18 protein-coding genes are annotated in these 23,938 nt (G+C 73.8%); 12 read left to right on the top strand and 6 right to left on the bottom strand.

Features of this window, described 5'->3' with window-relative positions:
- Both EBO15_RS17785 and EBO15_RS17780 read right to left on the bottom strand, forming a co-directional pair.
- On the bottom strand, positions 1-2,526 hold a 2,526-nt coding region (locus EBO15_RS17785), incomplete at its 3' end, for an ATP-binding protein (RefSeq protein ID WP_122195514.1).
- A gap of 222 nt (positions 2,527-2,748) precedes the next feature.
- Complete coding sequence (locus EBO15_RS17780) at positions 2,749-4,179, bottom strand: cytochrome P450 (RefSeq protein ID WP_122195513.1); 1,431 nt, start codon at positions 4,177-4,179, stop codon at positions 2,749-2,751.
- A 205-nt stretch (positions 4,180-4,384) separates the two neighbouring features.
- On the opposite strand from EBO15_RS17780, the gene EBO15_RS17775 reads away from it, so the two are divergent.
- The gene (locus EBO15_RS17775; RefSeq protein ID WP_378237389.1) at positions 4,385-5,179 is read left to right on the top strand and encodes an aldo/keto reductase; all 795 of its coding nucleotides are present in this window, start codon (positions 4,385-4,387) and stop codon (positions 5,177-5,179) included.
- Between the two features lie 240 nt (positions 5,180-5,419).
- A complete protein-coding gene (locus tag EBO15_RS17770) occupies positions 5,420-6,568 on the top strand; it encodes a glycerophosphodiester phosphodiesterase (protein WP_122195512.1) in 1,149 nt (382 codons plus the stop codon).
- Positions 6,569-6,577: 9 nt separating this feature from the next.
- On the opposite strand, the gene EBO15_RS17765 is transcribed toward EBO15_RS17770, so the two are convergent.
- Entirely contained in the window at positions 6,578-7,225 is a 648-nt protein-coding gene (locus EBO15_RS17765; RefSeq protein WP_122195511.1) for a GNAT family N-acetyltransferase, read from the bottom strand.
- A 101-nt stretch (positions 7,226-7,326) separates the two neighbouring features.
- Here EBO15_RS17765 and EBO15_RS17760 point away from each other — a divergent pair, with 101 nt between their 5' ends.
- The gene (locus EBO15_RS17760; protein WP_122195510.1) at positions 7,327-7,545 is read left to right on the top strand and encodes a hypothetical protein; all 219 of its coding nucleotides are present in this window, start codon (positions 7,327-7,329) and stop codon (positions 7,543-7,545) included.
- Here EBO15_RS17760 and EBO15_RS17755 read toward each other — a convergent pair whose 3' ends face one another.
- Positions 7,546-8,952, bottom strand: a complete 1,407-nt coding sequence (locus tag EBO15_RS17755; protein ID WP_122195509.1) for an FAD/NAD(P)-binding protein — start codon at positions 8,950-8,952, stop codon at positions 7,546-7,548. It abuts the gene before it with no gap.
- 150 nt (positions 8,953-9,102) lie between these two features.
- Here EBO15_RS17755 and EBO15_RS17750 point away from each other — a divergent pair, with 150 nt between their 5' ends.
- The 5 genes from EBO15_RS17750 (at position 9,103) to EBO15_RS17730 (ending at position 15,793) form a co-directional block, all read left to right on the top strand.
- Positions 9,103-10,170 (top strand): helix-turn-helix domain-containing protein, encoded by a 1,068-nt coding sequence (locus EBO15_RS17750; RefSeq protein WP_122195522.1) that lies wholly within the window; start codon positions 9,103-9,105, stop codon positions 10,168-10,170.
- Positions 10,171-10,318: 148 nt separating this feature from the next.
- A complete protein-coding gene (locus EBO15_RS17745) occupies positions 10,319-11,389 on the top strand; it encodes a LacI family DNA-binding transcriptional regulator (RefSeq protein ID WP_122195508.1) in 1,071 nt (356 codons plus the stop codon).
- The gene (locus EBO15_RS17740; RefSeq protein ID WP_122195507.1) at positions 11,386-12,912 is read left to right on the top strand and encodes a sugar ABC transporter ATP-binding protein; all 1,527 of its coding nucleotides are present in this window, start codon (positions 11,386-11,388) and stop codon (positions 12,910-12,912) included. Before EBO15_RS17745 ends, EBO15_RS17740 begins: the two co-directional genes overlap by 4 nt.
- On the top strand, positions 12,909-14,852 hold the full coding sequence (locus tag EBO15_RS17735) for an ABC transporter permease/substrate-binding protein (RefSeq protein ID WP_122195506.1): 1,944 nt from the start codon (positions 12,909-12,911) through the stop codon (positions 14,850-14,852). Before EBO15_RS17740 ends, EBO15_RS17735 begins: the two co-directional genes overlap by 4 nt.
- Positions 14,853-14,890: 38 nt before the next feature.
- A complete protein-coding gene (locus EBO15_RS17730; protein ID WP_122195505.1) occupies positions 14,891-15,793 on the top strand; it encodes a ribokinase in 903 nt (300 codons plus the stop codon).
- 52 nt (positions 15,794-15,845) lie between these two features.
- On the opposite strand, the gene EBO15_RS17725 is transcribed toward EBO15_RS17730, so the two are convergent.
- Positions 15,846-16,280, bottom strand: a complete 435-nt coding sequence (locus tag EBO15_RS17725; protein WP_122195521.1) for a PH domain-containing protein — start codon at positions 16,278-16,280, stop codon at positions 15,846-15,848.
- Positions 16,281-16,339: 59 nt separating this feature from the next.
- Between EBO15_RS17725 and EBO15_RS17720 the strand changes: the two genes are divergently transcribed.
- The 3 genes from EBO15_RS17720 to EBO15_RS17710 all read left to right on the top strand — a co-directional run bounded on the left by EBO15_RS17720 (position 16,340) and on the right by EBO15_RS17710 (position 20,180).
- Positions 16,340-16,828 (top strand): LURP-one-related/scramblase family protein, encoded by a 489-nt coding sequence (locus EBO15_RS17720; protein WP_122195504.1) that lies wholly within the window; start codon positions 16,340-16,342, stop codon positions 16,826-16,828.
- A 93-nt stretch (positions 16,829-16,921) separates the two neighbouring features.
- On the top strand, positions 16,922-17,848 hold the full coding sequence (locus EBO15_RS17715) for a Ppx/GppA phosphatase family protein (RefSeq protein WP_122195503.1): 927 nt from the start codon (positions 16,922-16,924) through the stop codon (positions 17,846-17,848).
- A 193-nt stretch (positions 17,849-18,041) separates the two neighbouring features.
- The gene (locus EBO15_RS17710; protein ID WP_122195502.1) at positions 18,042-20,180 is read left to right on the top strand and encodes an MMPL family transporter; all 2,139 of its coding nucleotides are present in this window, start codon (positions 18,042-18,044) and stop codon (positions 20,178-20,180) included.
- Here EBO15_RS17710 and EBO15_RS17705 read toward each other — a convergent pair.
- A complete protein-coding gene (locus tag EBO15_RS17705; protein ID WP_233616270.1) occupies positions 20,140-22,239 on the bottom strand; it encodes a protein kinase domain-containing protein in 2,100 nt (699 codons plus the stop codon). The two genes, EBO15_RS17710 and EBO15_RS17705, sit on opposite strands and share 41 nt — an antisense overlap.
- Positions 22,240-22,475: 236 nt before the next feature.
- Between EBO15_RS17705 and EBO15_RS17700 the strand changes: the two genes are divergently transcribed.
- Positions 22,476-23,930 (top strand): polysaccharide deacetylase family protein, encoded by a 1,455-nt coding sequence (locus EBO15_RS17700; RefSeq protein ID WP_147481536.1) that lies wholly within the window; start codon positions 22,476-22,478, stop codon positions 23,928-23,930.
- Positions 23,931-23,938 lie beyond the last annotated feature (8 nt).

The raw sequence follows: 23,938 nt of genomic DNA, 5'->3' as shown, positions 1-23,938 counted from the left end.
CTCGGCCGGGTCGCTGCCGAGCAGCGCGTGCGCGCGGGCCAGGTCGGCGAGCGCGTTGTTGGAGTCCACGCCCTCGAGCCGCATGTGCTGGGCGCGCTCGGCCCACTGGAGCGCGGCGTCCCGCCGGCCGCGGCCCGCCTCGACCTGCGCGAGCGTCTCGGCGCAGGACAGCAGGGTGCGCTGGTCGAGCGTGGGGGTGTCGAAGCCGTTGGCCGCCTTCATGATCGCCTGGACGCCCTCGTCCTGGCGGCCGAGTCCGAACAGCGCCATCGCGCGCGCGTAGTGGGCCATCGACCCCCACCACTCGCCGACGCCCGCGCCCGTCGCGACCGCCTCGTCGGCGTGCCGCAGCGCGGTCTCCTCGTTGCCGGACCAGGTCGCGACCAGGCTCTGCTGGGTGAGCGCGAACACGATCTGCTGGCCGGACGCGACCAGCCGCGCCTCCTCCACCGAGTCCTCGGCGGCGGACGCGGCCTGCGCCAGGTTCCCGAGCGTCCCGTAGGAGCGGGCGAGCCCCGCGAGCAGGTTCGTGACGACGTACAGCTGCCCGGTGTCGCGGGCGACGTCGAGCGCGCGCTCGAAGTGCCGGGCGGCGGTCCGGTACCGGCCGAGCATCGTCTCCGCCCAGCACAGCCAGGCGATCGCGTCCATCCAGTCGGCCAGGTGCTCGTTCGGCGCGGTGTGCAGCAGCCGGTCGGCGGCCTCGGCGTAGCGCAGCGCGTCGGCGACGCGTCCGCCGGCGAACGCGGGCATCGGGCGCAGCGCGGCGACCGCGACCTTCAGGCTCGGCTCCCAGTCGTCGGAGTCGTCCGGCATCAGGTCCAGGACGGCCTGCGCGGCGCGGAACTCCAGCCGCATGGTGCGCTCGGCGACCAGCCGCATCCGCAGCGGGATCGCGGCGGGGGAGCGCGGGTCGGGCATGTTCCGCAGCTCGTCCAGCAGCAGGGACCGCGCCTCGTGCGGACGGTCCAGCTGGCGTTCCATCAGCGCGGCGAGCCGGGCCGCCTTCGCGCGCCGCTCGTAGGCGTCGCCGGGCAGCAGCCGCAGCAGCGTGCGCGCGGTCTCGCGGCCCTCGGTGAGCGCGCCGCCGACCGACTGCACCTGCGCGAGTTCCATCAGCAGGTCGAGCCGGGACGGCAGGCCCGCGCCCGCGGGGGCGTTCTCCGGCATCAGCCGCAGCGCCGCCTTCAGCCAGTGCCCGGCCGTCACCGGCGCCTGCGTCGCGTACGCGCGCCCGGCCTCCACGAGCGTGGCGATCGCCGGACGGTCGCCGACGCGTCCGGACCGTTCGACGTGCCGCGCCCGGACCGCGGCGGGCGCGCCGATCTCCGCGAGGTAGGTCGCGATGCGGGCGTGCGCGGCCAGCCGCCAGCCCGCCGCCGCCGACCCGTACGCCGCGTGCCGAACGAGCGGGTGGCGGAACCGGAAGCGTCCCGCGCCCGGCCGGACGATGTCGCGGGCGACCAGCTCGTCCAGCGCGGACAGCGCGACCGGGTCGGACACCTCGGCGGCGACGGCCGCCAGCGCCGGGGCGAACTCGTCGGCGGCGACCGCCGCGCCCCGCGCGACGCGGAGGGCGTCGGGCGACAGGCCGCTCAGTTCCATCTGCAGCGCGGCGCGGACGGCGGGCGGCATGTCGCCCTCGCGCGGCCCCTCGGCGAGCGGCTCCTCGCTGCGGGCGAGCGCCTCCAGGTAGAACGGGTTGCCGCCGCTGGCCTCGAACAGCTCGCGGCAGCGCGTCGCGGTGACGTCCGGGCCGAGCAGCTGCGCGACCTCGTCCTCGGTCAGCGGGCGGACCCGCACGCGGTGCCCGCACGCGCCCTGCACGGACGCCTCGACGAGCGCCGCGAGCCGCGCCGACGCCTGCGCAGGACGGAACGCCACGGCGATCATCACGCGGGCGCGCGGCGGGTGCCGGACGAGGTAGTCGAGCAGTTCGATCGTCGCCTCGTCCGCCCAGTGCACGTCGTCCAGGATGAGGACGAGGCCGTCCTCGGCGGCGAGCTGCTCGAGCAGCCGCCGCACCGCGCGGAACAGCTGGTAGCGGGCGACGGGGGTGTTGCCGGTGACCGTCGGCATCGTGCCGTGCACGACGGAGGCGAGCGCGGGGAAGACCGGGAGCAGCAGCTTCACGGTCGCGGGACCGAGCTCGGGAAGGTGCTCCTCGAGGTGGTCGTCGAGCGCGTCGACGACGGCGCCGAACGGCATCTCCTGCTCGAACTCGGCCGCCCGCCCGGACGACACCGCGAGCTTGCGCGCGACCGCGCCCGCCGTCAGTTCGCCGAGCAGCCGCGTCTTGCCCGCGCCGGGCTCGCCCGCGAGCGCGACGAACCGGAACACGCCGTCGGCGGCCTCGTCGAGGCTCTCGTCGAGGACCTGGAGGACGTCGTGCCGTCCGACCAGCGGGACCTGGCCGGGGCGCCCGTCGCCGCGCTCGCCCGGACCGCGCCCCGTCGCGGGGCCGCCCGGACTGTGCCCGGCCGGGCGCGGACGGTCCGCGCGCTGCTGGTCCGTACGACCATCCATGTCCACACCCCACCAGAGACAGGCGGTCGATACGCCGTGTTGGTTCTCTTGTCGCGAATGCGTCGATCGCGGGGGCCACTCTATCGAGTGGACGGTCGGCGCGAGTGATCAGCTCCCCCCGACCGTCACAGTGCTATCAACCGTCCTCAGGGCACGGGTGTCAACCGTCTGAAGTGGACCGTGCCTTGTTCGTCATCTTCTTCCGTCCGGTTCCGACAGGGTTCACCCGGACGCGCCGTCCGACCTCGGGCGCGCGATGACCAGGCCGGACCTGCCCGGCACGAGCGTGACGTTCTTGAGCCGCCGCTTCTCGTCCTCCGGACGCGCCGCCGTCAGCGTCACGCGGCGTAGTACCTCGGCGAGCACGACGCGCATCTCCAGCAATGCGAGCTGCGCGCCCGCGCAGTAGCGGCGGCCGCCGCCGAACGGAATCCACGCGCGGTTCGCCCGCGCCACGGCCTCGGGCGACGACGCGCCCGCGATGAACCGTTCCGGGCGGAACCGTTCCGGCGAGGGGAACGCCTCGGGGTCGCTCAGCACCAGCGGGATCGACGCCGACAGGTACCAGCCCGCCGGGATCTCGTAGCCGCCGATCTTCGCCGTGTCGTCCAGCAGTCTCGGCGCGCCGAGCACGACCGGGCGCGCGCGCAGTCCCTCCTTCACGACGGCCTCCAGATAGGACGTCTCGCCACGCGCGCTGGTCGCTCCGGACGTGAGCTCGGTGACGAGCGCGTCCATCGCGTGCGGGGTGCGGACGAGGCGTTCGAACGTCCACGCCAGCGAGGTCGCGGTGGTCTCGTGCCCGGCGGCGAGCAGCGTCATCAGCTCGTCGCGGATCTCGCGTCCGGTCAGCGGCTCGCCGTCCTCGTCGCGCGCGGCGACGAGCTGCGACAGCACGTCGGGCGCTCCGGCCGCCGCGTCCGGGTCGGCGCGGCGGCGCGCGATCTCGTCGTAGAGGATCGCGTCCACCTCGTCCCTCGCGCGGACGTAGCGCGTGGTGGGCAGCGCGCCCGCGCGCAGGAGCAGCGGCGAGGCGAGCGCCCGCTCGCGCGCGTTCGGCGGGATGCGGACCAGCGCCGCCGACCCCGCGAGCCGCATCAGCCGGGGCAGCAGGACGCGCAGCGCGCCGAGCCGCCGCGCGTCCTCGATGCCGAACACCACGCGCATGATCACCTCGAGGGTGATCCGCTCCATGGCCGGACGCAGCGGCATGGCGACGCCCACCGGCCAGCGGCCCGCCTCGGCGGCGGCGATCGCGGCGATCCGGTCCGCCCAGGCGGCGACGGCGCGGCCGTGCAGCGGGGGGCTGACCAGGCGGCGGTGCCGCCACCACGGCTCGCCGTCCAGGCAGAGCAGCGACTCCTCGCCGACCAGCGGCCCGATGAACGCGCGCCGCATCTCGCCCGCGCGGCCCGGCCCGCCGTCGGTGGCGAAGACCTCCTCGGCGAGCTCGGGGGTCGCGACGCAGACCTCGGGCGGGAGGCCCGGGTACCGGAGGGTGAAGATCGGCCCGAACCGGCGGCGGCCCGCCTCGTAGAAGCCGAGCGGATCGGCCATGAGCCGGGCGACCTGGACGGCCGGGGGGACGCGGAAACCGGGAGGAAGCGGCGCTGAGGCCCCTGAGGACGGGGAGGCGTGCGCGGCGGAGGGCATGGCGGGGCTCCTGTACGGGGTGGCGATCCCCCGATCGTGCCCGGCGCCTCCGGGACCCACATCGTGGGAAACCCCGACATCTTTCGTGGCCTCGGATTTCGGGCATGGGGCAGGTATCTGGTACACCTGAATGAGGTACTTGCACGCGCATACAAATGGGGGGATCGTGACCGTACCCAACGTGCGGCTCAACAACGGCGTCGAGATGCCGCAGCTCGGCTTCGGGGTCTGGCAGGTCGCCGACGACGAGGCCGAGAAGGCCGTCGCCGTCGCGCTGGAGACCGGCTACCGCAGCATCGACACGGCCAGCGCCTACGAGAACGAGGCAGGCACGGGCCGCGCGCTGCGCGGCTCCGGCATCGCCCGGGACGACCTGTTCGTCACCACCAAGCTGTTCAACTCCGACCACGGCTACGACTCCACGCTGCACGCCTTCGACGCCAGCATGGAGCGCCTCGGCCTGGACGTCCTGGACCTCTACCTGATCCACTGGCCGATGCCCGCCCGCGACAACTACGTCGACACCTGGCGGGCGTTCGAGAAGCTCTACAAGGACGGCCGGATCCGCGCGATCGGCGTGTCCAACTTCACGATCGGCACCCTGGAGCGGCTCCTCGCCGAGACCGACGTCAAGCCGGTCCTGAACCAGGTGGAGCTGCACCCGAACTTCCAGCAGGCCGAACTGCGGGCGTTCCACCAGGAGCACGACATCCGCACCGAGGCGTGGAGCCCGCTCGGCCAGGGCCGGGGCCTGCTGGAGGACCCGGAGCTCGCCCGGATCGCCAAGGCGCACGGCAAGACCCCGGCGCAGGTCGCGCTGCGCTGGCACGTCCAGATCGGCAACATCGTCATCCCGAAGTCGGTCACGCCGTCCCGGATCGCCGAGAACATCGACGTGTTCGACTTCGCGCTGACCGACGCCGACATGGCCGCGATCGCCCGGCTGGACAAGGGCGAGCGGCTCGGACCCGACCCGGCCACCTTCGACTGGATGGGCTGACCGGCCCTCCGCTCCTCGCGCACGCCTCGTCCGGCCCTGTGCCGGGCGGGGCGTTCCGCGTTCTCCGGGCGTGGCCGCGCTCTGGGCGCGGTCGCGGGCCCTCCGGCGTGCGCGTTCACCGTCCGGGCGATCAAGGTTGGCCGGGACGTCACCGCGGGGTTCCCGGCAGGGGCACCGTCCGCTCGGTACCTTCCGGGCGACCTCACATCCCCGGAACCCTCCCCGGAAGGAGCCCGACCGATGATCCGTCGAGCCCGAGCCCTCGCGACGGCCGCGGCCGTGCTGGTGCCGGCGGCCGCCCTCGCGGTCACCACCCTGCCCGCCGCCTCCCCCTCGACCGCCACGTCCGCGCAGGCCGAGCCCGCCCTGACCGCCGCCCGCGGGCCGCTGATCATCGGCCACCGGGGCGCGTCCGGCTACCGGCCCGAGCACACGGAGGGCTCCTACGAGCTGGCCGTGCGGATGGGCGCCGACTTCATCGAGCCCGACCTGGTCGCCACCAAGGACGGGCAGCTCGTCGTCCGCCACGAGAACGAGATCGGCGGCACGACCGACGTCGCGTCCCACCCGGAGTTCGCGGGCCGCAAGACCACCAAGACGGTGGACGGCACGAAGATCACCGGCTGGTTCACCGAGGACTTCACCCTCGCCGAGATCAAGACGCTGCGCGCCGTCGAGCGGCTGCCCGACATCCGGCAGCGCAACACCCTCTACAACGGCCGCTACCAGGTGCTGACCCTCCAGGAGGTCATCGACCTGGCCAAGCGGTTCACCCGCGAGTACCACCGCAGGATCGGGATCGTCCCCGAGACCAAGCACCCGACCTACTTCCGCTCGATCGGCCTGCCGCTGGAGAACACCGTCGTCGCGACGATCAAGCGGAACGGCTTCGACAAGGGCGGGCGGACGGTCGTCCAGTCCTTCGAGCCGACCAGCCTCCAGCAGCTGCACAAGGCCCTGCCGCACGTGACCGTCCTGCAGTGCATGTCCGCCAGCGGCTCGCCGTACGACACGGTCGCGACCGGCCACGGGCCGACCTTCGGCGAGATGGCCAAGCCCGAGGGCCTCAAGGCCGTCCGTAGCTACGCCGACTGGATCGGGCCGGAGAAGTCCATGGTCGTCCCGCCGACGGCGGACGGCTCGCTCGGCACCCCCGGGCCGCTGGTCAAGGACGCCCACAAGGCCGGCCTCAAGGTCGTCCCCTACACCTTCCGGAACGAGAACCAGTTCCTGCCGAAGGACCTGCGCAACGGCACCGCCCCCGGTGACTACGGCCAGATCTTCAAGGAGTACGACACGTACTTCAAGGCGGGCATCGACGGCATGTTCACCGACAACTCCGACACCGCCTACCGCGCCCGCCAGGACTTCCTGGGCGAGCGCTCCTGACCCGCCGCCTCAGCCGGCCCCGGGGTCCCGCCACATCAGCCACACCGGCGGGGCCCCGTTCCCCGGCAGCCGCAGCTCCCGCGTCACCGTGAACCCGAACTTCTCGTAGTACGGGACGTTGCTCTCCTTGGACGACTCCAGGTAGGCGGCCTCCCCGGACGCGTCGCACCGGTCGAGCCGCGAGCGGAGCAGGACCGTCCCGAGGCCGCTGCCCTGCGCCTGGGGATCAGTGCCGATCATCGACAGGTACCAGTGCGGTTCCTTCGGATGGTGGCCCTCGACGCGTCCCAGGGCGCGCAGGGCGACCGGAAGGCGCGTCCCGAACGCGCGCACGAGCGGAACGGCCTGACGCGCCTGCGCCGAGAGCGGTGTCCGCCACGCGCCGGGCGGATCCCACAACGCGGCCGCCTCGATGTCGCCGTGACGCCCGGTGTGCTCGCTCGCGCGGTGCCCGAGATGGACCTCCCGGAGCAGGATCCCGAACGCCGCCCGTAGCCGACGCAGCCGGGACGCCTCGTCCGGAAGAATCCAGCTCCACACCGGGTCGTCCTCGAACGCGCGCGCGAGGACGGCCGCGATCCGATCGACGTCGGCGGCCACCGCCACCCGCGCCGAGGGCGCCGTGTCCGGAGCCGCCGGTGATTCGGAATCCGCCATGGAGGACCTCCCGAGGGGATCCGCCGATCATCGATCGCTCCTCGCCCGGGGTCAACCCCCGGTTCGATGCCACTGTGTAGTGGATCGGTAGCGTGGAGTGCATGGAAGTCTGGACGGGCCCGGACGGCCTGCGCGTCACCGCCGTCCCGCTGGACGGCGCCCACCGAGCCTGGGCCGACTTCGCGGGCGTCCCCGCCGACGCCACCTCGGCCTTCCTGGTCACCCGCGAGGGGCGGCCGGTCGGCCGAGGCTGGTACGCCTCCATCGAGGATCTCGCGGGCCTCGTCGACCTGGCCTCCCTCACGCCCGCCGGGCCCTGATCACCCTCCGGTGAGCGCCCGGGCGGCCCGCGCCGCCCCGCGGGCGACGTCCGGGATGCCGCCCGTCAGGAACGGACGGCCGCCGCGCAGGTCGCCGACGACGTGGACGCGCGGGTCGGACGGCAGGAACCCGCCGTCCGGATGCCGCGCCGCGAGCCCCTCGTCCAGCAGCGTGCCGACCAGCTCGGCGGCGGCTCGCGGGACGGACCCGGGCGGCGGGTTCACCGCGTTCACGACCACGTCCGCGTGGCGCGACCCGCCGCCGGTCTCGATCACGAAGCCCCCGCCCGCGGCCCGGACGGCCCGGACGTCCGCGACCGAGTCCAGCTGCCCGGAGTCATAGAGCGCCAGCATGCGCACGGCGTTCACCGGGACCATCGGGGACGCCAGCGACACCGCCAGCCGCGCGTGCCGCCGCAGCGTCGCCCGGTCCGCCTCGGGCAGCAGCGGCCAGGCGGTCGCCATGACGCCGTGGCAGGCGTCCTGGACCAGCCGCCGCGCCTGCGAGCGGGTGTCCACCATCTCGATCTGGCGGCGCAGCCGGACGGCCGGGGCCTCGGTGGCGGCGGCGCGCAGGTCGGCCTCCAGGTCGGCGATGTCCTCGCCGAGGCCGTCCAGCTCGGCGCGCAGCAGGTCGTGGAGGCGCGCCAGGGTCACGTCCGCGCCGAGCGCCTCGACCGCCTCGACGGTGAGGTGCTCGGGCCGGTAGTCGTCCGGGCGCTGCCAGACGTGCGGGAGCATCCCGCCGCGCGACACCAGCGAGATCGGGCCCTGGTGGCCGCGCGCGGCGAGGGACACGGCCACGTCCACGGCGGTGAGCCTGCTGCCGATGATCGCGACGGACGCCTCCGGGCGCACGTCCGCCAGCGTGCGGGCCAGCGGGTAGGGGTCGGTGACGTACCCGGGGGCGCCGTCCAGGCCGTAGAGGTCGGACGGGGTGCCGGAGCCGACGCAGAGCACGAGCCGGTCGGCCTCGTGCTCGTGGCCGTCCTCGGTGCGGATCCGCAGGTCGCGGGTCACGGCGACGACCCGCGACGGGACCAGCCGGACGTTCCCGGCGGCCATCGCCTTCCCGGCCGTCTCCTCCAGGTACTCGCCGTACAGGGCGCGCGGGGCGAGCGGCGCGCCCAGCAGGGGGTCGAAGTAGGCCGCGCCGCGCTCGCCGAGCCAGGAGGCGTAGTGCTCCCGGTCGCCGTGCCGCACCGACATGATCGCGGGCGGGACGTTCACGAGCACGCTGTCCAGGTCGGGTGCGTAGGGCCGTCCCCGCCAGGGGTGGGGGGACGGGTCGAACACCACGACATCGGGCACGGCGACGTCGGGCACGGTGCCGTCCGCGCCCGGGTGCGTGAGGGTGTCGATCAGGCCGACGGCGGCGGGGCCCGCTCCGATGATCGCGATTCGCATGGGTCGTTCCTCTCGGGGGTCGTTCGGTGGGCCCCGAGTCTCGCGACCGGCGCGGCCGGGGCGCCATGCCCCGTCCGCGGCGCTCGCCCGGACGGCACCCCCTCAGGTGGGGGGTGGTGACCGGGGTCCGCACCGGACAGAGTGATCATCATGCCGTCCGAACGGAACGCCGCCGTCCTCCACGTGGCCGAACGCGCCGCGGGCCCGCTCGACCTGTTCGCCCGCGTGTCGTCCCGGCTGCGGCCGCTGCTGCGCTTCGACGCGGCCGTCTGGACGGCCAGCGACCCCGAGACGGGCCTCGTCACCGCGCCGATGCTGGTGGAGGGGCTCGGCGGCGACCGCTGCGCCGCGTACTGGGAGAGCGAGCTGCTGGAGGAGAACGTCCTGCCGTTCCGTGATCTCGCCCGGTCGGCCGTCCCGGCGGCCGGGCTGCGGGCCGCGACCGGCGGGCTGCCCGCGCGCAGCTCCCGGTTCCGGCGGGTCCTCGGCGACCAGGGCGTCCACGACGAGCTGCGGGCCGTGCTGCGGATCGGGGACCGCCCGTGGGGCCTGGTCAGCCTGTTCCGGACCGGCCGCCGGGCCAGGGAGTTCGGGCCGGAGGACGTCGCGCTGCTGGCCGCCCTGTCGGGGCCGCTGGCGGGGCTGCTGCGGCGGTTCGCGCGTCCCGCCGGACCCGTGGGGGCCGCCGGGGCCTCCGTGCCGGGCCTGGTGCTGTTCGACGAGCGCGGCGAGGCGACCTCGGCCAACGCCGAGGCCCGCGCCTACCTGGCCGCGCTGCCGGACGGCCCGCTCGTGCCGTCCCGCCTGGGCCTGCGCCTGCCGATCTGGGCGGCGGGCGCGGCGCTCCAGGCCAGGGCGGTCGCCCGGGGACGTGAACGCGGTGGCGCGCGGACGCGGGTCCGCGCCGGGGACGGCCGCTGGCTGGTGTGCCACGCGTCCTGCCTGGACGGCCCGGACGGTGCGCCCGGTCCGGTCGCGCTGGTGATCGAACCGGCGTCGGCCGCCGACCTGGGCGTCCTGGTCGCCGAGGCGTACGGGCTGACCCCGCGCGAGCTGGAGATCGCTCGGCTGGTCGCGCGGGGCCTCGGCACCGGGCCGATCGCGGAGACGCTGGTGATCTCGCCGCACACCGTGCGCGGCCATCTCAAGGCGGTGTTCGGCAAGCTCGGCGTGTCCAGCCGGGGCGAACTGGTCGCCCGCCTGTTCGCCGGACGGTAGCCGTCCGCCGCACCCGGGCCCTTGCCGGACGGTGACCTGAGCGCCTCCTGATCTCCGTGGGTTTTGCGGGAATGAGGGTGATGGTGTAATCGTTTACACGAGCGATGTAAACGATTACATCACCGGCTTCCGAGAGGGGGTGGGGCGCATGGCCCAGGCCAGTGTCAAGGACGTGGCGCGGCTGGCGGGCGTCTCGGTCGCCACGGTCTCGCGCGTGCTGAACGACAACGCGACCGTGTCGGAGAGCAACCGCGCCCGCGTGCTGGCGGCCGTCGAGCGGCTCGGCTACCGGCGCAACGCGGTCGCGCGCTCGCTGCGCACCGACGCGACCGGCACGATCGGGCTGGTCATCGGCGACATCCTCAACCCGTTCTTCACCGAGCTGGCGCGCGCCGTCGAGGACGAGGCGCGCATCGCCGGCTACGCGGTGGTGATCGGCAACGCCGACGAGCGCCCCGACCGCCAGGACGACTACGTCCGGACCCTGCTGGAACGCCGCGTCGACGGCCTGCTGCTGTGCCCGACCGCCGAGCTGACGCCGCTGGTCCGCGACACCGTCGAGTCCGGCACCCCGGTCGTGTTCCTGGACCGCACGCTGCACGGCCTCGACGTCCCGACCGTCCGCGCGGACGGCGCGGACGCGATCGACGAGCTCGTCGGGCACCTGCTCGGCCTCGGCCGCGAACGCCTGGCGTTCGTGTCCGGCCCGGCCATCCTGTCGACGGGGCGCGAGCGCACCGACGCGTTCGCGTGCGCCCTCGCCCGGCGCGGCCTGCCGGTGCGGCCCGAGTACCTGGAGGAGGGCGACTTCCAGGCGGCCAGCGGCCGCGCCGCCCTCGCCCGGCTGCTCGACCTTCCCGAACCCCCCGACGCCGTGGTCGCCGGGGACAACCTGATGGCCCTCGGCGCGCTGGACGAGATCCACGCGCGCGGGCTGTCCATCCCGGGGGACGTCGCGCTCGCCTCGTACGACGACGTGCCCTGGTTCCTCCATCTCGACCCGCCGCTGACCGCGATCGCCCAGCCCGTCCAGGAGCTCGGCCGCCGCGCCGTGCGCGCGCTCGCCGAGCGTGTGGCCGGGCGGGAGGTCGAGACGGTCACGCTGCGGGCGCGACTGGTCGTCCGCGGGTCCTGCGGCGAGCCGCGGGAAGCCCCGCGGAGCGGAAAGCCCGCAGGTCCGCGGAGCGGAAGGCATGACGAAGGGAGCGTTCCGGCATGAGCACCGGGAGATCCGGGGAGATCCTGCGCGTGCGGGGCCTGCGTAAGGGCTTCCCGGGCGTGCAGGCGCTGGACGGGGTCGACTTCGACCTCGGTCCTGGCGAGGTGCATGTGCTGCTCGGCGAGAACGGCGCCGGGAAGAGCACGCTGATCAAGACGCTGTCCGGGGCGCACCGTCCGGACGAGGGCACGATCGAGGTGGACGGGAAGCCCGCCGTGATCCGCTCGGCGCAGGACGCCGCGGCGCTCGGCATCGCGACCATCTACCAGGAGTTCAACCTCGTCCCCGAGCTGACCGTCGCCGAGAACCTGTTCCTCGGCCGCCAGCCGCGCCGGTTCGGGCTGGTCGACAAGCGGGCGATGAACGCGCGGGCGCGCGAGCTGCTGGCCCGCGTCGGGGTGGACGTCGACCCGGGCACCCGGATGGGCGACCTCGGCATCGCCCGCGCGCAGATGGTCGAGATCGCCAAGGCGCTCGGCCTGGACGCGCGGATCCTGATCATGGACGAGCCGACCGCCGTGCTGACCACCGGCGAGGTGGACCGGCTGTTCGAGATCGTGTCCGGGCTGCGCGACCAGGGCGTCGCGGTCGTGTTCATCACCCACCACCTGGAGGAGATCCCCCGCATCGGGGACCGGGTGACGGTGCTGCGCGACGGCCGCTCGGTCGGGCGGGTCCCGGCGGACACGCCCGAGCGCGAGCTGGTCCGGCTGATGGTCGGCCGGTCGATCGAGCAGCAGTACCCGCGTGAGCGGACCGAGCCCGGCCCGGTCCTGCTGGAGGTGCGCGGCCTCGGCCGCGAGGGCGCCTTCCAGGACGTGTCGTTCGAGGTCCGGGCGGGCGAGGTCGTCGGCCTCGCGGGCCTGGTCGGCGCGGGCCGCACCGAGGTCGCCCGCGCGCTGTTCGGCGCCGATCGCTACGACGCCGGCGAGGTGGTCGTGGACGGCAGGCGGCTGCCGCCGGGCTCGGTCCACGCGGCGCGGGAGGCGGGCCTCGGCCTGGTCCCCGAGGACCGCAAGGGCCAGGGCCTGGTGCTCGGCGCGGACGTCGGTGAGAACCTCGGCCTGGTCACGCTCGGCGAGGCCAGCCGCGGCGGCCTGGTGGACCGTTCCAAGCACCGCGCCGAGGCCGCTGGCATGGCGGACCGGCTCGGCGTGCGGATGCACGGCCTCGGCCAGGAGGTCCGCACGCTGTCGGGCGGCAACCAGCAGAAGGTCGTGATCGGCAAGTGGCTGCTCGCCGACGCCCGGGTGCTCGTCCTGGACGAGCCGACCCGCGGCGTCGACGTCGGCGCGAAGGTCGAGATCTACCAGCTGGTCAACCGGCTCACCGCGGCCGGACGGGCCGTGCTGATGATCTCCAGCGACCTGCCCGAGGTGCTGGGGATGAGCGACCGGGTCCTGGTCATGTCACGCGGCCGGATCGCCGGCGAGCTGGCGTCCGCCGAGGCCACCCAGGACGCGGTCATGGAGCTCGCGGTGGCGAGCACCCCTGAGAACTCCCAGAAGGACCCCGAATCATGAGCACCACCACACCCCGCGAGACGGGGCAGAGCAACGCAGCGAGCCTGGCCCGGCGGTTCCTCGGGGAGAACGGGGCGCTGGCCGGGCTGGTCGTCCTGGTGGTCGTCCTGGCGCTGATGTCCAGCGACTTCCTCACCGTCACGAACCTGCTGAACGTCGGCGTCCAGGCGGCTGTGACCGCCATCCTCGCCTTCGGCGTCACCTTCGTCATCGTCACCGGCGGCATCGACCTGTCGGTCGGCGCGGTCGCCGCCCTGTCGGCGGTCGTGCTGGCCTGGACGGCCACGAACCACGGCGTGCCGTGGCCCGTCGCGCTGGTCCTGGCCGTGCTCGTCGGCATCGCCGCCGGGCTGGTCAACGGCCTGCTGATCACCTACGGGCAGCTGCCGCCGTTCATCGCGACCCTCGCGATGCTCGGCGTGGCGCGCGGCCTGGCGCTGGTGATCTCCGACGGCAGCCCGATCCCGCTGCCGTCCGCGGTCACCCACCTCGGCGACACCATCGGCAAGTACCTGCCGGTGCCCGTCCTGGTGATGCTGGCGATGGGCGGGATCACCGCCGTCGTCCTGGCCCGCACCTACTCGGGCCGTGCGATGTACGCCATCGGCGGCAACGAGGAGGCCGCCCGGCTGTCCGGCATCCGGGTGGACCGGCAGAAGCTCGTCACCTACGCCCTGTCCGGCGCGTTCGCGGCGGTCGCGGGCGTCGTCCTTGCCTCCCGGCTCGCCTCGGCGCAGCCGCAGGCCGCCAACGGCTACGAGCTGGACGCCATCGCCGCCGTCGTCATCGGCGGCGCGAGCCTCGCGGGCGGCAAGGGCCGCGCGTTCGGCACCCTGGTCGGCGCGCTGATCCTCGCCGTCCTGCGCAACGGGCTGAACCTGCTCGAGGTGTCGGCCTTCTGGCAGCAGGTCGTGATCGGCGTCGTGATCGCCCTCGCCGTCCTGCTGGACACCGTCCGGCGCAAGGGGCTGCGGCTGTCGTCCCGGAAGGCGTGGGCCGGCGCGGCCGTCGCCCTCGCGGCGGTCGTGGCGATCGCGGTCGGCGTCGCGTCCACCGGGAACAAGTCCGGCGGATCGGGCGTCGCGGGCGGTGGCCACGCGAACATCAAGATCGGCCTGTCGGTCTCCACGCTGAACAACCCGTTCTTCGTCCAGTTCCGCGACGGAGCGCAGGAGGAGGCGAAGAAGGAGGGCGTCACCCTGAGCGTCCAGGACGCGCAGAACGACGCGTCCCAGCAGGTCAACCAGGTGCAGAACTACAGCAGCCAGGGCATGAAGGCCATCGTGGTCAACCCGGTCGACTCCGACGCCGCCGCGCCCGCGGTCCAGGCCGCCAACCGCGCGGGCATCCCGGTGGTCGCCGCCGACCGCACCGTGAACGGCGCGCAGGTGGCCCAGTTCGTGGCCTCCGACAACGTCGCGGGCGGCCGGGACGCGGCCAAGACGCTCGCGGACGCGCTCGGCGGGCACGGCAAGATCGTGATCATCCAGGGCCAGCCGGGCACCTCGGCCTCCCGCGAACGCGGCCAGGGCTTCGAGGAGGGCATCAAGCAGTACCCCGGCATCCAGGTCGTCGCCAAGCAGCCCGCGGACTTCGACCGGACCAAGGGCCTGGACGTCATGACCAACCTGCTCCAGTCGCACCCCGACGTGAACGGCGTGTTCGCCGAGAACGACGAGATGGCGCTCGGCGCGATCAAGGCGCTCGGGAACAAGGCCGGATCGCAGGTCAAGGTCGTCGGCTTCGACGGCACCCCCGACGGCGTCAAGGCGGTCAAGGCGGGCACGCTGTTCGCGACCGTCGCGCAGCAGCCGCGGCTGCTCGGCCGGATGGCGGTGCAGAGCGCGGTCAAGGCGGCCCAGGGTGAGAAGATCGACCCGACGAACGCGGTGCCGGTGAAGGTCGCGACCCGCGAGAACGCCGACCAGTTCGCGGGCTGACGCACGGTAGACGCAGGCCGGACACAGGGGAGAAGCGGATGGCGCACGAGGTGGTCGTGGTGGGGTCGGTGAACGCCGACCTGGTCGTCAGGGTCGACCGGCGGCCCGGACCGGGAGAGACGGTGCTCGGCTCCGACCTCACCACGCTGCCCGGCGGCAAGGGCGCCAACCAGGCCGTCGCCGCCGGACGGCTCGGCGGCCGGGTCGCCATCCTGGCCCGCACCGGCGACGACGGGAACGGCGCCCTGCTGCGCGCCGCGCTCGGCGCCGCCGGGGTGGACGTGTCGCACCTGCTGACCTCCGAGGGGCCGTCCGGGGTCGCGCTGATCACGGTCGGCCCGGACGGCGACAACAGCATCATCGTGTCGCCGGGCGCGAACGGCCGGCTCACCAAGCACGACGTCCTGTCCGCCCGCGAGCTGATCGAGGGCGCGGCCGTGGTGTCGCTGCAACTGGAGATCCCGCAGCCGACCGTCGCGGCGGCCGCCCGCACGGCGGTGGACGCCGGGGCGCGCGTGGTGCTGAACCTGTCGCCCGCGGCGTCCGTGCCGTCCGACCTGCTCGAACTCTGCGACCCACTCGTGGTCAACGAGCACGAGGCGGCGTTCCTGCTGCCCGGCGGCGACCCGTCCGACGCCCCGGCCACGCTGGCGACCTGCCTGCTGGAACTGGGCCCGAGGTCGGTCGTGATCACCCTCGGCGCGGACGGGGCGCTCGTCGCCACCCGCGACGGCGTCCGGACCGTCGAGTCGCCGAAGGTCGACCCGGTCGACACGACCGGCGCCGGGGACGCGTTCACCGCGGCCCTCTGCCTGCGGCTCGCGCGCGGCGACGACCTGGAGGCCGCGGCGCGGTTCGCGGTCCGGGTGGGCGCGGCGGCGGTGCGGGGCGAGGGCGCCCAGTCGTCCTATCCGGCCGAGGGCGAACCGCTGCCCGTCTGACCAGCGGTTCCTCGACGACGGCCCGGGCCTCAGGCCCGGGCCGTCGTCGTTCTCAGGCCGTGGCCTGGTCGCGCAGGCCGGTCAGGGTCTCGGCGACGTCGCGGACGTCCGCGCCCAGGTCGAACCGGCTGAGCATGATCAGGTCGTCCTCGGTCTCGATCTCGAGCAGCAGCGTCTTGCTGAACAGCCGCTTGCGCTCGTCCACCCGGACGGCGGTGACCCGCGGCCACTCCAGCCGTGTCCGCGTCGCGTAGCCGCGCACGGCGGTCAGCCCGTCCGCGTCGGCCTCCAGGCGGACCGGGGCGAGCACGTCGCGGACGGCGAGCGCGGCCGCGCCGACGGCCGCCACCCCGGTGAGCAGCAGGAACTGCGGATCGTCCAGCGAGAGCAGCGCCAGCGCGGCGAGCACGGCGGTCGCCGCGATCTTCACGGCGGTCTGGGCGGGCGGCACCCGCCAGCGGGCCGCGGGTTGCGTGTCCTCACTCACGTCCGCCACGGTATCCGTAGCGGCGAACCCCTCCGCCGCGGGGACGGAGGCATGCGGGAATGAAGTTCCTCATTCGCGACCGGGTGTTCGGGATCGGCGAGGATTTCTGGGTCGAGGACGAGAACGGCCAGAAGGTCTTCCTGGTCGACGGCAAGGCTTTGCGGATCCGCCAGACGTTCGAGCTGAAGACCCGCGAGGGCGAGGTCGTGGCCGTCATCCGCAAGAAGCTGATGAGCGTCCACGACGTGATGGTGATCGAGCGCGGCGGCGACAAGGTCGCGACCGTGCACAAGAAGCACTTCACGCTGTTCCGCGACCAGCTCAAGGTCGACCACGAGGGCGGCGGCGAGTGGACGGTCCGCGGCGACCTGCTCGACAAGGAGTACGGGATCGAGGGTGAGGAGGGCCCGGTCGCGCTCATCTCGCGCCGCTGGTTCCGCGTCCGCGACACCTACGCCGTGGACATCGTGGACGGATACGACGTCCCGCTCGCGATCGCCGTCGCCGTCTGCGTGGACGCCCTCACCGAGGACAAGCACGACGACTGAACCGGCCCGGGCGGGCGCCGCCGGCTGACCGGGACCGATACCGCCCGGGGACGGATTCGGTATCGGGCGGCCTGTCCCTATAGCGTTCCACCCATGCGACTCGGTGTGCTGGACGTCGGGTCCAACACGGTGCATCTGCTCGTGGTGGACGCCCATCGGGGGGCCCGGCCCCTGCCCGCCTTCTCCCACAAGGAGGAGATGCGCCTGGCCGCCCACCTCGAGGGCGACCGGCTGACCGAGGAGGGCGAGGCGCGGCTGACCGCGTTCGTCCGGGACGCGCTGCGCATCGCCGAGGACAAGGGCGTCGAGGACCTGGTCGCCTTCGCGACCTCCGCCGTCCGCGAGGCGGGCAACGGCGCCGAGGTGCTGGCCCGGCTGCACGCCTCGACCGGGGTGGACATCCAGGTGCTGCCCGGTCCGGAGGAGGCGCGGCTGACCTTCCTCGCCGTGCGCCGCTGGTTCGGCTGGTCGTCCGGGCGGCTGCTGGTGATGGACATCGGCGGCGGCTCGCTGGAGCTCGCGACCGGCATCGACGAGGACCCGGACGTCGCGATCTCGCTGCCGCTCGGCGTCGGCCGGCTCACCCGCGAGTGGTTCGAGTCCGACCCGCCGTCCGCCGAGCGGGTGCGGGAGCTGCGCCGGCACGTCCGCGCCGAGATCGCCCGGCGGGTGGGGGAGATCTCCCGCTACGGCAGGCCGGACCACGCGGTCGCCACGTCCAAGACCTTCCGCCAGCTCGCCCGGATCACCGGCGCGCCGCCGTCCTCGGACGGCCCGCTCGCGCGGCGCGAGCTGAAGCACTCGGGCCTCACCGAGTGGGTGGACGAGCTCGCCCGGATGCCGGCGGCCGAGCGGGCGTCGCTGCCCGGCGTGTCCGAGCGGCGCGCGGCGCTGCTGCCCGCCGGGGCGGTCGTCGCGGACGCCGCGATGGACCTGTTCGGGCTGCGCGTCCTCGAGGTCTGCCCGTGGGCGCTGCGCGAGGGCGTCATCCTGCGCCGCCTCGACATGATCACCGGCTGACCCGCCCGGAGGCCGACGAGCGGCCGGTGCGGTTCCGGGGTCTCTGCTGGCCGCTTGCGGACGGGGAGGTCGCGGTCACCTGCGGGCTTATGGCCAGGGAACTTTACTGTTCCTTGTAACAACGCGACATGTCTTGACCTGCCCTGACGGCGGGGTTGCACTGGGAGCGGGCGACCACGCTTGCGAGGGTGCGATGACGGGCAGGATCTCCGCGCTGCCGTGCGGACGGTGGAGCAAATGGGTGGTCATCGTCGTCTGGGTCGTGATCGTCATGATCGCGTCCCCGCTCGCGGGCAGGCTCGTCCACGTGCAGAAGAACGACGCCTCGTCGTGGCTGCCGAAGAACGCCGAGTCGACCGAGGCGTTCAAGCTGTCCAAGCCGTTCGTGCCGTCCGACGAGTACCCGGCCGTGGTCGTCTACGAGCGGGCCGGCGGCGCGGTCACGGCCGCGGACCGGGCCAAGGCGACCGCCGACGCGGCCGCGCTGAAGGCCGTCACCGGCAAGTCGAAGGGGCAGCCGCGGCGGCCCATCGTCGCGTCCGTGCAGGGGCCGGTCGTCTCCCGGGACGGGCGGGCCCTGCAGACGATCGTCAACGTCAAGGTCGGGTCGTCCGGGTGGGACCTGCTCGGCGCGGGCGTGAAGGACTTCCGCGGGATCACCCGGAACGGGAACCCGGCCGGGCTGTCCGCGCACGTCACCGGCCCGGCCGGGTACGGCGGCGACTTCGGCAACGTGTTCGGCGGCTTCGACAAGACGCTGCTGCTGATCACCGCGGCGATCGTGATCCTGATCCTGCTGCTCACCTACCGCAGCCCGGTGCTCTGGATGATGCCGCTGATCTGCGTGTTCTTCGCCCTGGAGGCCGGGCAGGGGGTCGTGTACCTGCTGGCGAGGCACGCGGGGCTCACGGTGAACGGGCAGGCGACGTTCATCCTGACCGTGCTGGTGTTCGGCGCGGGCACCGACTACGCGCTGCTGCTCATCGCCCGCTACCGTGAGGAACTGCGGCGGCACCGCGACCGGCACGAGGCGATGGCGATCGCCCTGCGCCGCGCCGGACCCGCGATCATCGCGAGCGGCACCACGGTCTCGATCAGCATGCTGGTGCTGCTGGTCGCCGAGCTGAACTCGACCAAGAGCATGGGCCCGGTCATGGCGGTCGGCGTGGCCGTCGCGCTGCTCGCCGAGGTCACGCTGCTGCCCGCGATCCTCGTCGCGCTCGGCCGCTGGGTCTTCTGGCCGCGGCGTCCCGCGTACGGGACCACCGAGCCGACCGAGAGCGGCCTGTGGGCGCGGACCGGGACGCGCATCGCGATGCGCCCGCGTGTCACCTGGCTCGGGACCGCCGTCGTGCTCGGGGTGCTGTCCGCCGGGCTGTTCAGCCTGCACACCGGGCCGGTCGCCAACAAGGACGCCTTCAGCTCCGGCAAGCCCGACTCGGTCACCGGCGAGGAGGTGCTGACCAGGCACTTCCCGGCCGGGACCGGCTCGCCCGTCGTGATCGTCTCGAACGCGGCGCAGCAGCCGCAGGTGCAGGCGGCGGCGTCGGGGGTGCCGGGCATCGTCGGCGTCCACCAGGTCGGGCCGTCCCGGGGCGGTGTCGCGTACATGGAGGGCACGCTGACGGCCCCGGCCGACAGCGGCGCCGCGTTCCGGACCGTCAGGGACGCGCGGAGCATCGTCCACCGGGTCCCGGACGCGGCGGCGAAGGTCGGGGGCGGGTCGGCGTTCACGCTCGACGTCAACACGGCGTCCCGGCATGACCAGTGGCTCGTCATCCCGATCGTCCTGGGCGTCGTGGTCCTGATCCTCGGACTGTTGCTGCGGGCGGTGGTCGCGCCTGTGGTCCTGGTGCTGACGGTGGTGCTGTCCTACACGGCGGCCCTCGGGGTGAGCGCGGTGATGTTCAAGCACGTATTCGGGTTCGCGGGGGTCGACCAGTCCTTCCCGCTATGGACGTTCGTCTTCCTCGTCGCGCTCGGCACGGACTACAACATCTTCCTCATGACGCGCGTGCACGAGGAGGCCAAGCGGCACGGCATGCGCCGAGGCGCGCTCATCGGCCTCGCCGCCACCGGCGGTGTGATCACCTCGGCGGGGGCCGTCCTCGCCGGGACGTTCGCCGCGCTCGGCTCGCTGCCGCTCGTCTTCGTGACCGCGCTCGGCTTCACCGTCGCGTTCGGCGTGCTGCTGGACACCTTCGTCGTCCGGTCGGTGCTGGTCACGGCCCTGAACCTGGACGTGGGCGCGCGCATGTGGTGGCCGAGCCGCCTCGGGCGGGAGCGCCCCGTCACCAGCCCGGGTGAGCGAGGGACGCGCCCTGGGGACTGACCCTCCGGTCGCCCGTGCCGTCCGCGCGCACCGCGCGGACCACGGGCGCGGCGTACGGACCGCGGGTGTAGGCGATCCAGGCGCCGTCGCGGGACCACACCGGGTCCATGTCGTGCTCGGACGAGCTCACCAGGCGGTGCGCGCCGGACCCGTCGGCCTGCATGACCCAGATCTCGCCGTGCGGGTACGCGCCGCGGGTGAACGCCAGGCGCGTGCCGTCCGGGGACCACGACGGGTCCTTGGAGAACACGTTGTCGCCGGTCAGCCGGACGCGGGGCAGGTCGGGGTGCTGGGGGTCGAGCACGTAGATCTGGTTCTGCCCGGACGTGTCGCCGAAGAACGCGATCTTGCCGGACGGCCCCCAGGACGGGTCGTCCTTGGCCGAGCCGTCCGTGGTGATCCGCGTGGTCTTCCCGTCCGCGACGGTGACGATGTAGAGCTGGTTGACGCCGGTGCCGTCCTTGGTGAAGTAGGCGATGCGGCGGCCGTCGGGGGACCAGGTGGTCCGTCCGCCGCCGATCGCGCCGACGAGCTCGGCCGCGTTCGAGCCGTCGGGGTCGGCCGTCCAGAGCTGGTTCCCGCCGCCGGTCTTCCGGGTGAAGGAGAACTTGCCCAGGCCGGGCGCGTAGGCGGGCAGCATGTCGCAGCTCCCGGACGTCACGGCCGAGGGCGCCGCGCCCGTGTTCGCCGAGTAGCGGGAGATACGGGCGTGACAGGTCTGTGGCCAGCCGGGAGCGGTGTCCTGGCGGACGAGCATCGTCTCGTTGGGGAACGCCGCGGCGGACGCGCCCGAACTGCCGCCCTTGGCCGGCGAGTCGTGCTTCTTGTTCGAGAGCAGGTAGGCGGTGCCGCCCCCGGCCGCCGCGACCACCACGACGGCGAGCGCCACGAGGACGGGACGGGCGCGGTGTTTCGGCGCGACGCGCGTGGGGCGATGGCCGGAAGGTGCTCCTGGGCCTGCTGGGCCTCCTGGGATGGGGGCAGGGGGTCCGTGTTCTTGGTGGCTGACCCTGGCGACCTCGGTGGGCGGGTGCGTGCGCTCGATCCGTGCCACGTCGGTCGGGGGGTGCGTCGCGGCGTCCACGTTCGGTGCGGGGGCGACGTTCGGTGTGGGAGCGACGTTCGGTGTGGGGACGGTGTTCGGTGTGGGGACGACGCGGACGTCCCTGGCCTGTGGCTGGGGGGACGCCTGTCGGAGGGGCTCGTCCCATGCCTCGTTCAGCGTGGTCGACACGGCGGCGTCGGACGCGCCGCCGACCAGGCCGAGCAGGAGGTCCTGCGCGCTCGGGCGGTTCTTGGGGTCCTTGGCGAGCGCCCGCCGGACGAGGCCGGCCAGCGGCTCGGTGGTGACCGCGGCGAGGTCGGGCTCGCCGTGCAGCGACCGCGCGATCATGACTTCGAACGAGCCGCTGCCGAACGGGTTCTGCCCGCCGGCGGCGTAGGCGACCAGGCAGCCCCAGGCGAACACGTCCACCGCCGGGGTCAGCTCGTGCCCGCCGACCTGCTCGGGCGCGATGTACCCGGGCGTCCCGACGACCTGGCCGGTGCGGGTGTGGGAGACCGCGACGTCCAGCGCGCGGGCGATCCCGAAGTCGATGACGCGCGGTCCGGTCAGGGACAGCAGCACGTTGCTGGGCTTGAGGTCGCGGTGGACGAGTCCGGCCGAGTGGATCGCGACCAGCGCCGCCGCGACCCCGACCGCCACGCCGTGCAGCATGCCGGGGCTCAGCGGCCCCCGCTGCAGCATGTGCTGCTGGAGCGACGGGCCCTCGATGTACTCGGTGACCAGGTAGGCGAGGCCGAGGTCGCGGCCGTGCTCGTACACCTGCGCGGTGCAGAACGACGCGACCCGTTCGGCGTTGACGGCCTCGTCGTGGAAGCGCGCGAGGAAGGCCCGGTCCCCGGCGAGCTCGGGCCGGACGACCTTGACCGCGACGCGGCGTCCGTCCTCGGCGCGGCCGAGGTAGACCGCGCCCATCCCGCCTTCGCCGATCTTGGACTCGATCCGGTACGCGCCGACGCGCACCGGGTCGTCCGGTTCCAGCGGCCGACCCGCCATGGGCATCACCCTGCGTCCCTGAACTCCGCCCACCCGCGCGGATTCCCCCGACGGTCACACCATGACAGAGCCCAGGTCAGTAGGGCCAGTGCCAAGGGAATGTCAAATGGAGGTAAAGGAGAATCGGAGGTGGGGCAAACCTCGTTCATGCCTGTCCGGATCTGCGGCCACCGCCACCGGGACGGCCATAGTCTGCCGGTCTGTCTGATTGGTCTGGATTGTGCGGTGGGGGTGGCGTGCGACCGGTGCGGCGGCGCGGAACAGCGGCCCTGCTCGCGGCGGGGTTGGCGCTCGGCGTCACGGTCGCCGGCTGCGCGCCCGCGGACGGCGGCCCGCGGGCGGCGCGGCAGATCGCCCTGGACCCGACCCTCCCGCACGTCGTGGAACCCGCGTCCGTCACCGGCCTGGAGACCGTCACCCGCAGTGCGACCGACAAGCGGCACCGCCTCTTCACCACCTATCCGGTCGTCCCCGGCGCGGAGGCGCTGACCGAACGGCTCGCCCGTGCCGTGGACGACCTGGCCGACCCGTACGAGCGCGACATCACCAGTGGACGGGCCGAGCTCGGTGGGCTGGTGCCGGAGCTGAACGTCCAGTGGTCGCTGACCGCCGCGTCGGGGAACGTCGTCGGCGTCCGGCTCGTGAACTGGAAATCGCAGGGTGCGGACGTGGGCGAGACCCGCCGCACGTACTGGTACGACGGCACCACCGGGAAGGCCGTCGGCTCGGACGCCTTGGTGAACGGCGAGCGCGATCTGGAACGCCTGGCCGAGCTCGTGCGCGCGCGGATCGAGGCCAAGGCCGACCCCAAACGCGTCACCGCCTTCCCAGAGACCTTCTCGTCGATGGCGTTCAACGACGACGGCGAGCTGGTCGTGGAGTTCAGCGACCATTCGGTGGCTCCGGACGCGCCCGGGCGCGTCGCCGTCGCGCTGTCCGCACGGGAGTTCGAACCGCTGTTGTCGGACCTCGGGCGCCGTGCCCGAGCCGCGTCCCTGGCACCGCGTCCTCGGCTCACCCTCGGCGCGGACGTTCCCACGGCGACAAGGGACGTCCGGACGCGGGTGCCGTCCGCGCGCGTGAACTGCAGCGTCGCCAAGTGCGTGGCCCTGACCTTCGACGACGGCCCCGGGCCCGACACGCCCCGGTTGCTGGACGCGCTGGACCGCGCGGACGCCCGCGCGACGTTCTTCGTGGTCGGCGCGAACGCGGCGGCCCATCCGCAGGTGGTGCGGCGCATGGCCGCCGAGGGCCATGAGATCGGGGACCACACGCGCTGCCACCGCGATCTGACGCGTCTCGCGCCGATCCAGGTGCACGCGGAGGTGCAGCAGACACAGGACACCGTCCGGCGGATCACCGGCCGCGCCCCGGTGCTGCTGCGGCCACCGTACGGCGCGTCCAACGGGGTGGTCACGGATGTCGCGCGTTCGCTCGGCCTCGTCCAGGTGCTGTGGAACGCGGACACGCTGGACTGGCGCGACCAGGACCCTGCCGCCGTCGCCGACCGGGCCGTGGGCGGCGCGCGCCCGGGCGGGGTGATCCTCATGCACGACACCTACGGGACGTCCGTGGACGCCGTCCCGCGGATCGTGGCGCGGCTGAAGGGTGAGGGCTACACGCTGGTGACGGTGTCCGACCTGCTCGCGGCCCGGCACGCCCGCCCAGGGGACCGCTTCACCGGCCTGTGAGATCCGGC

The organism is Actinomadura harenae (assembly GCF_003696215.1).
GTDB lineage: Bacteria > Actinomycetota > Actinomycetes > Streptosporangiales > Streptosporangiaceae > Spirillospora > Spirillospora harenae.
This window is presented reverse-complemented; position numbering and strand designations above follow the sequence as displayed.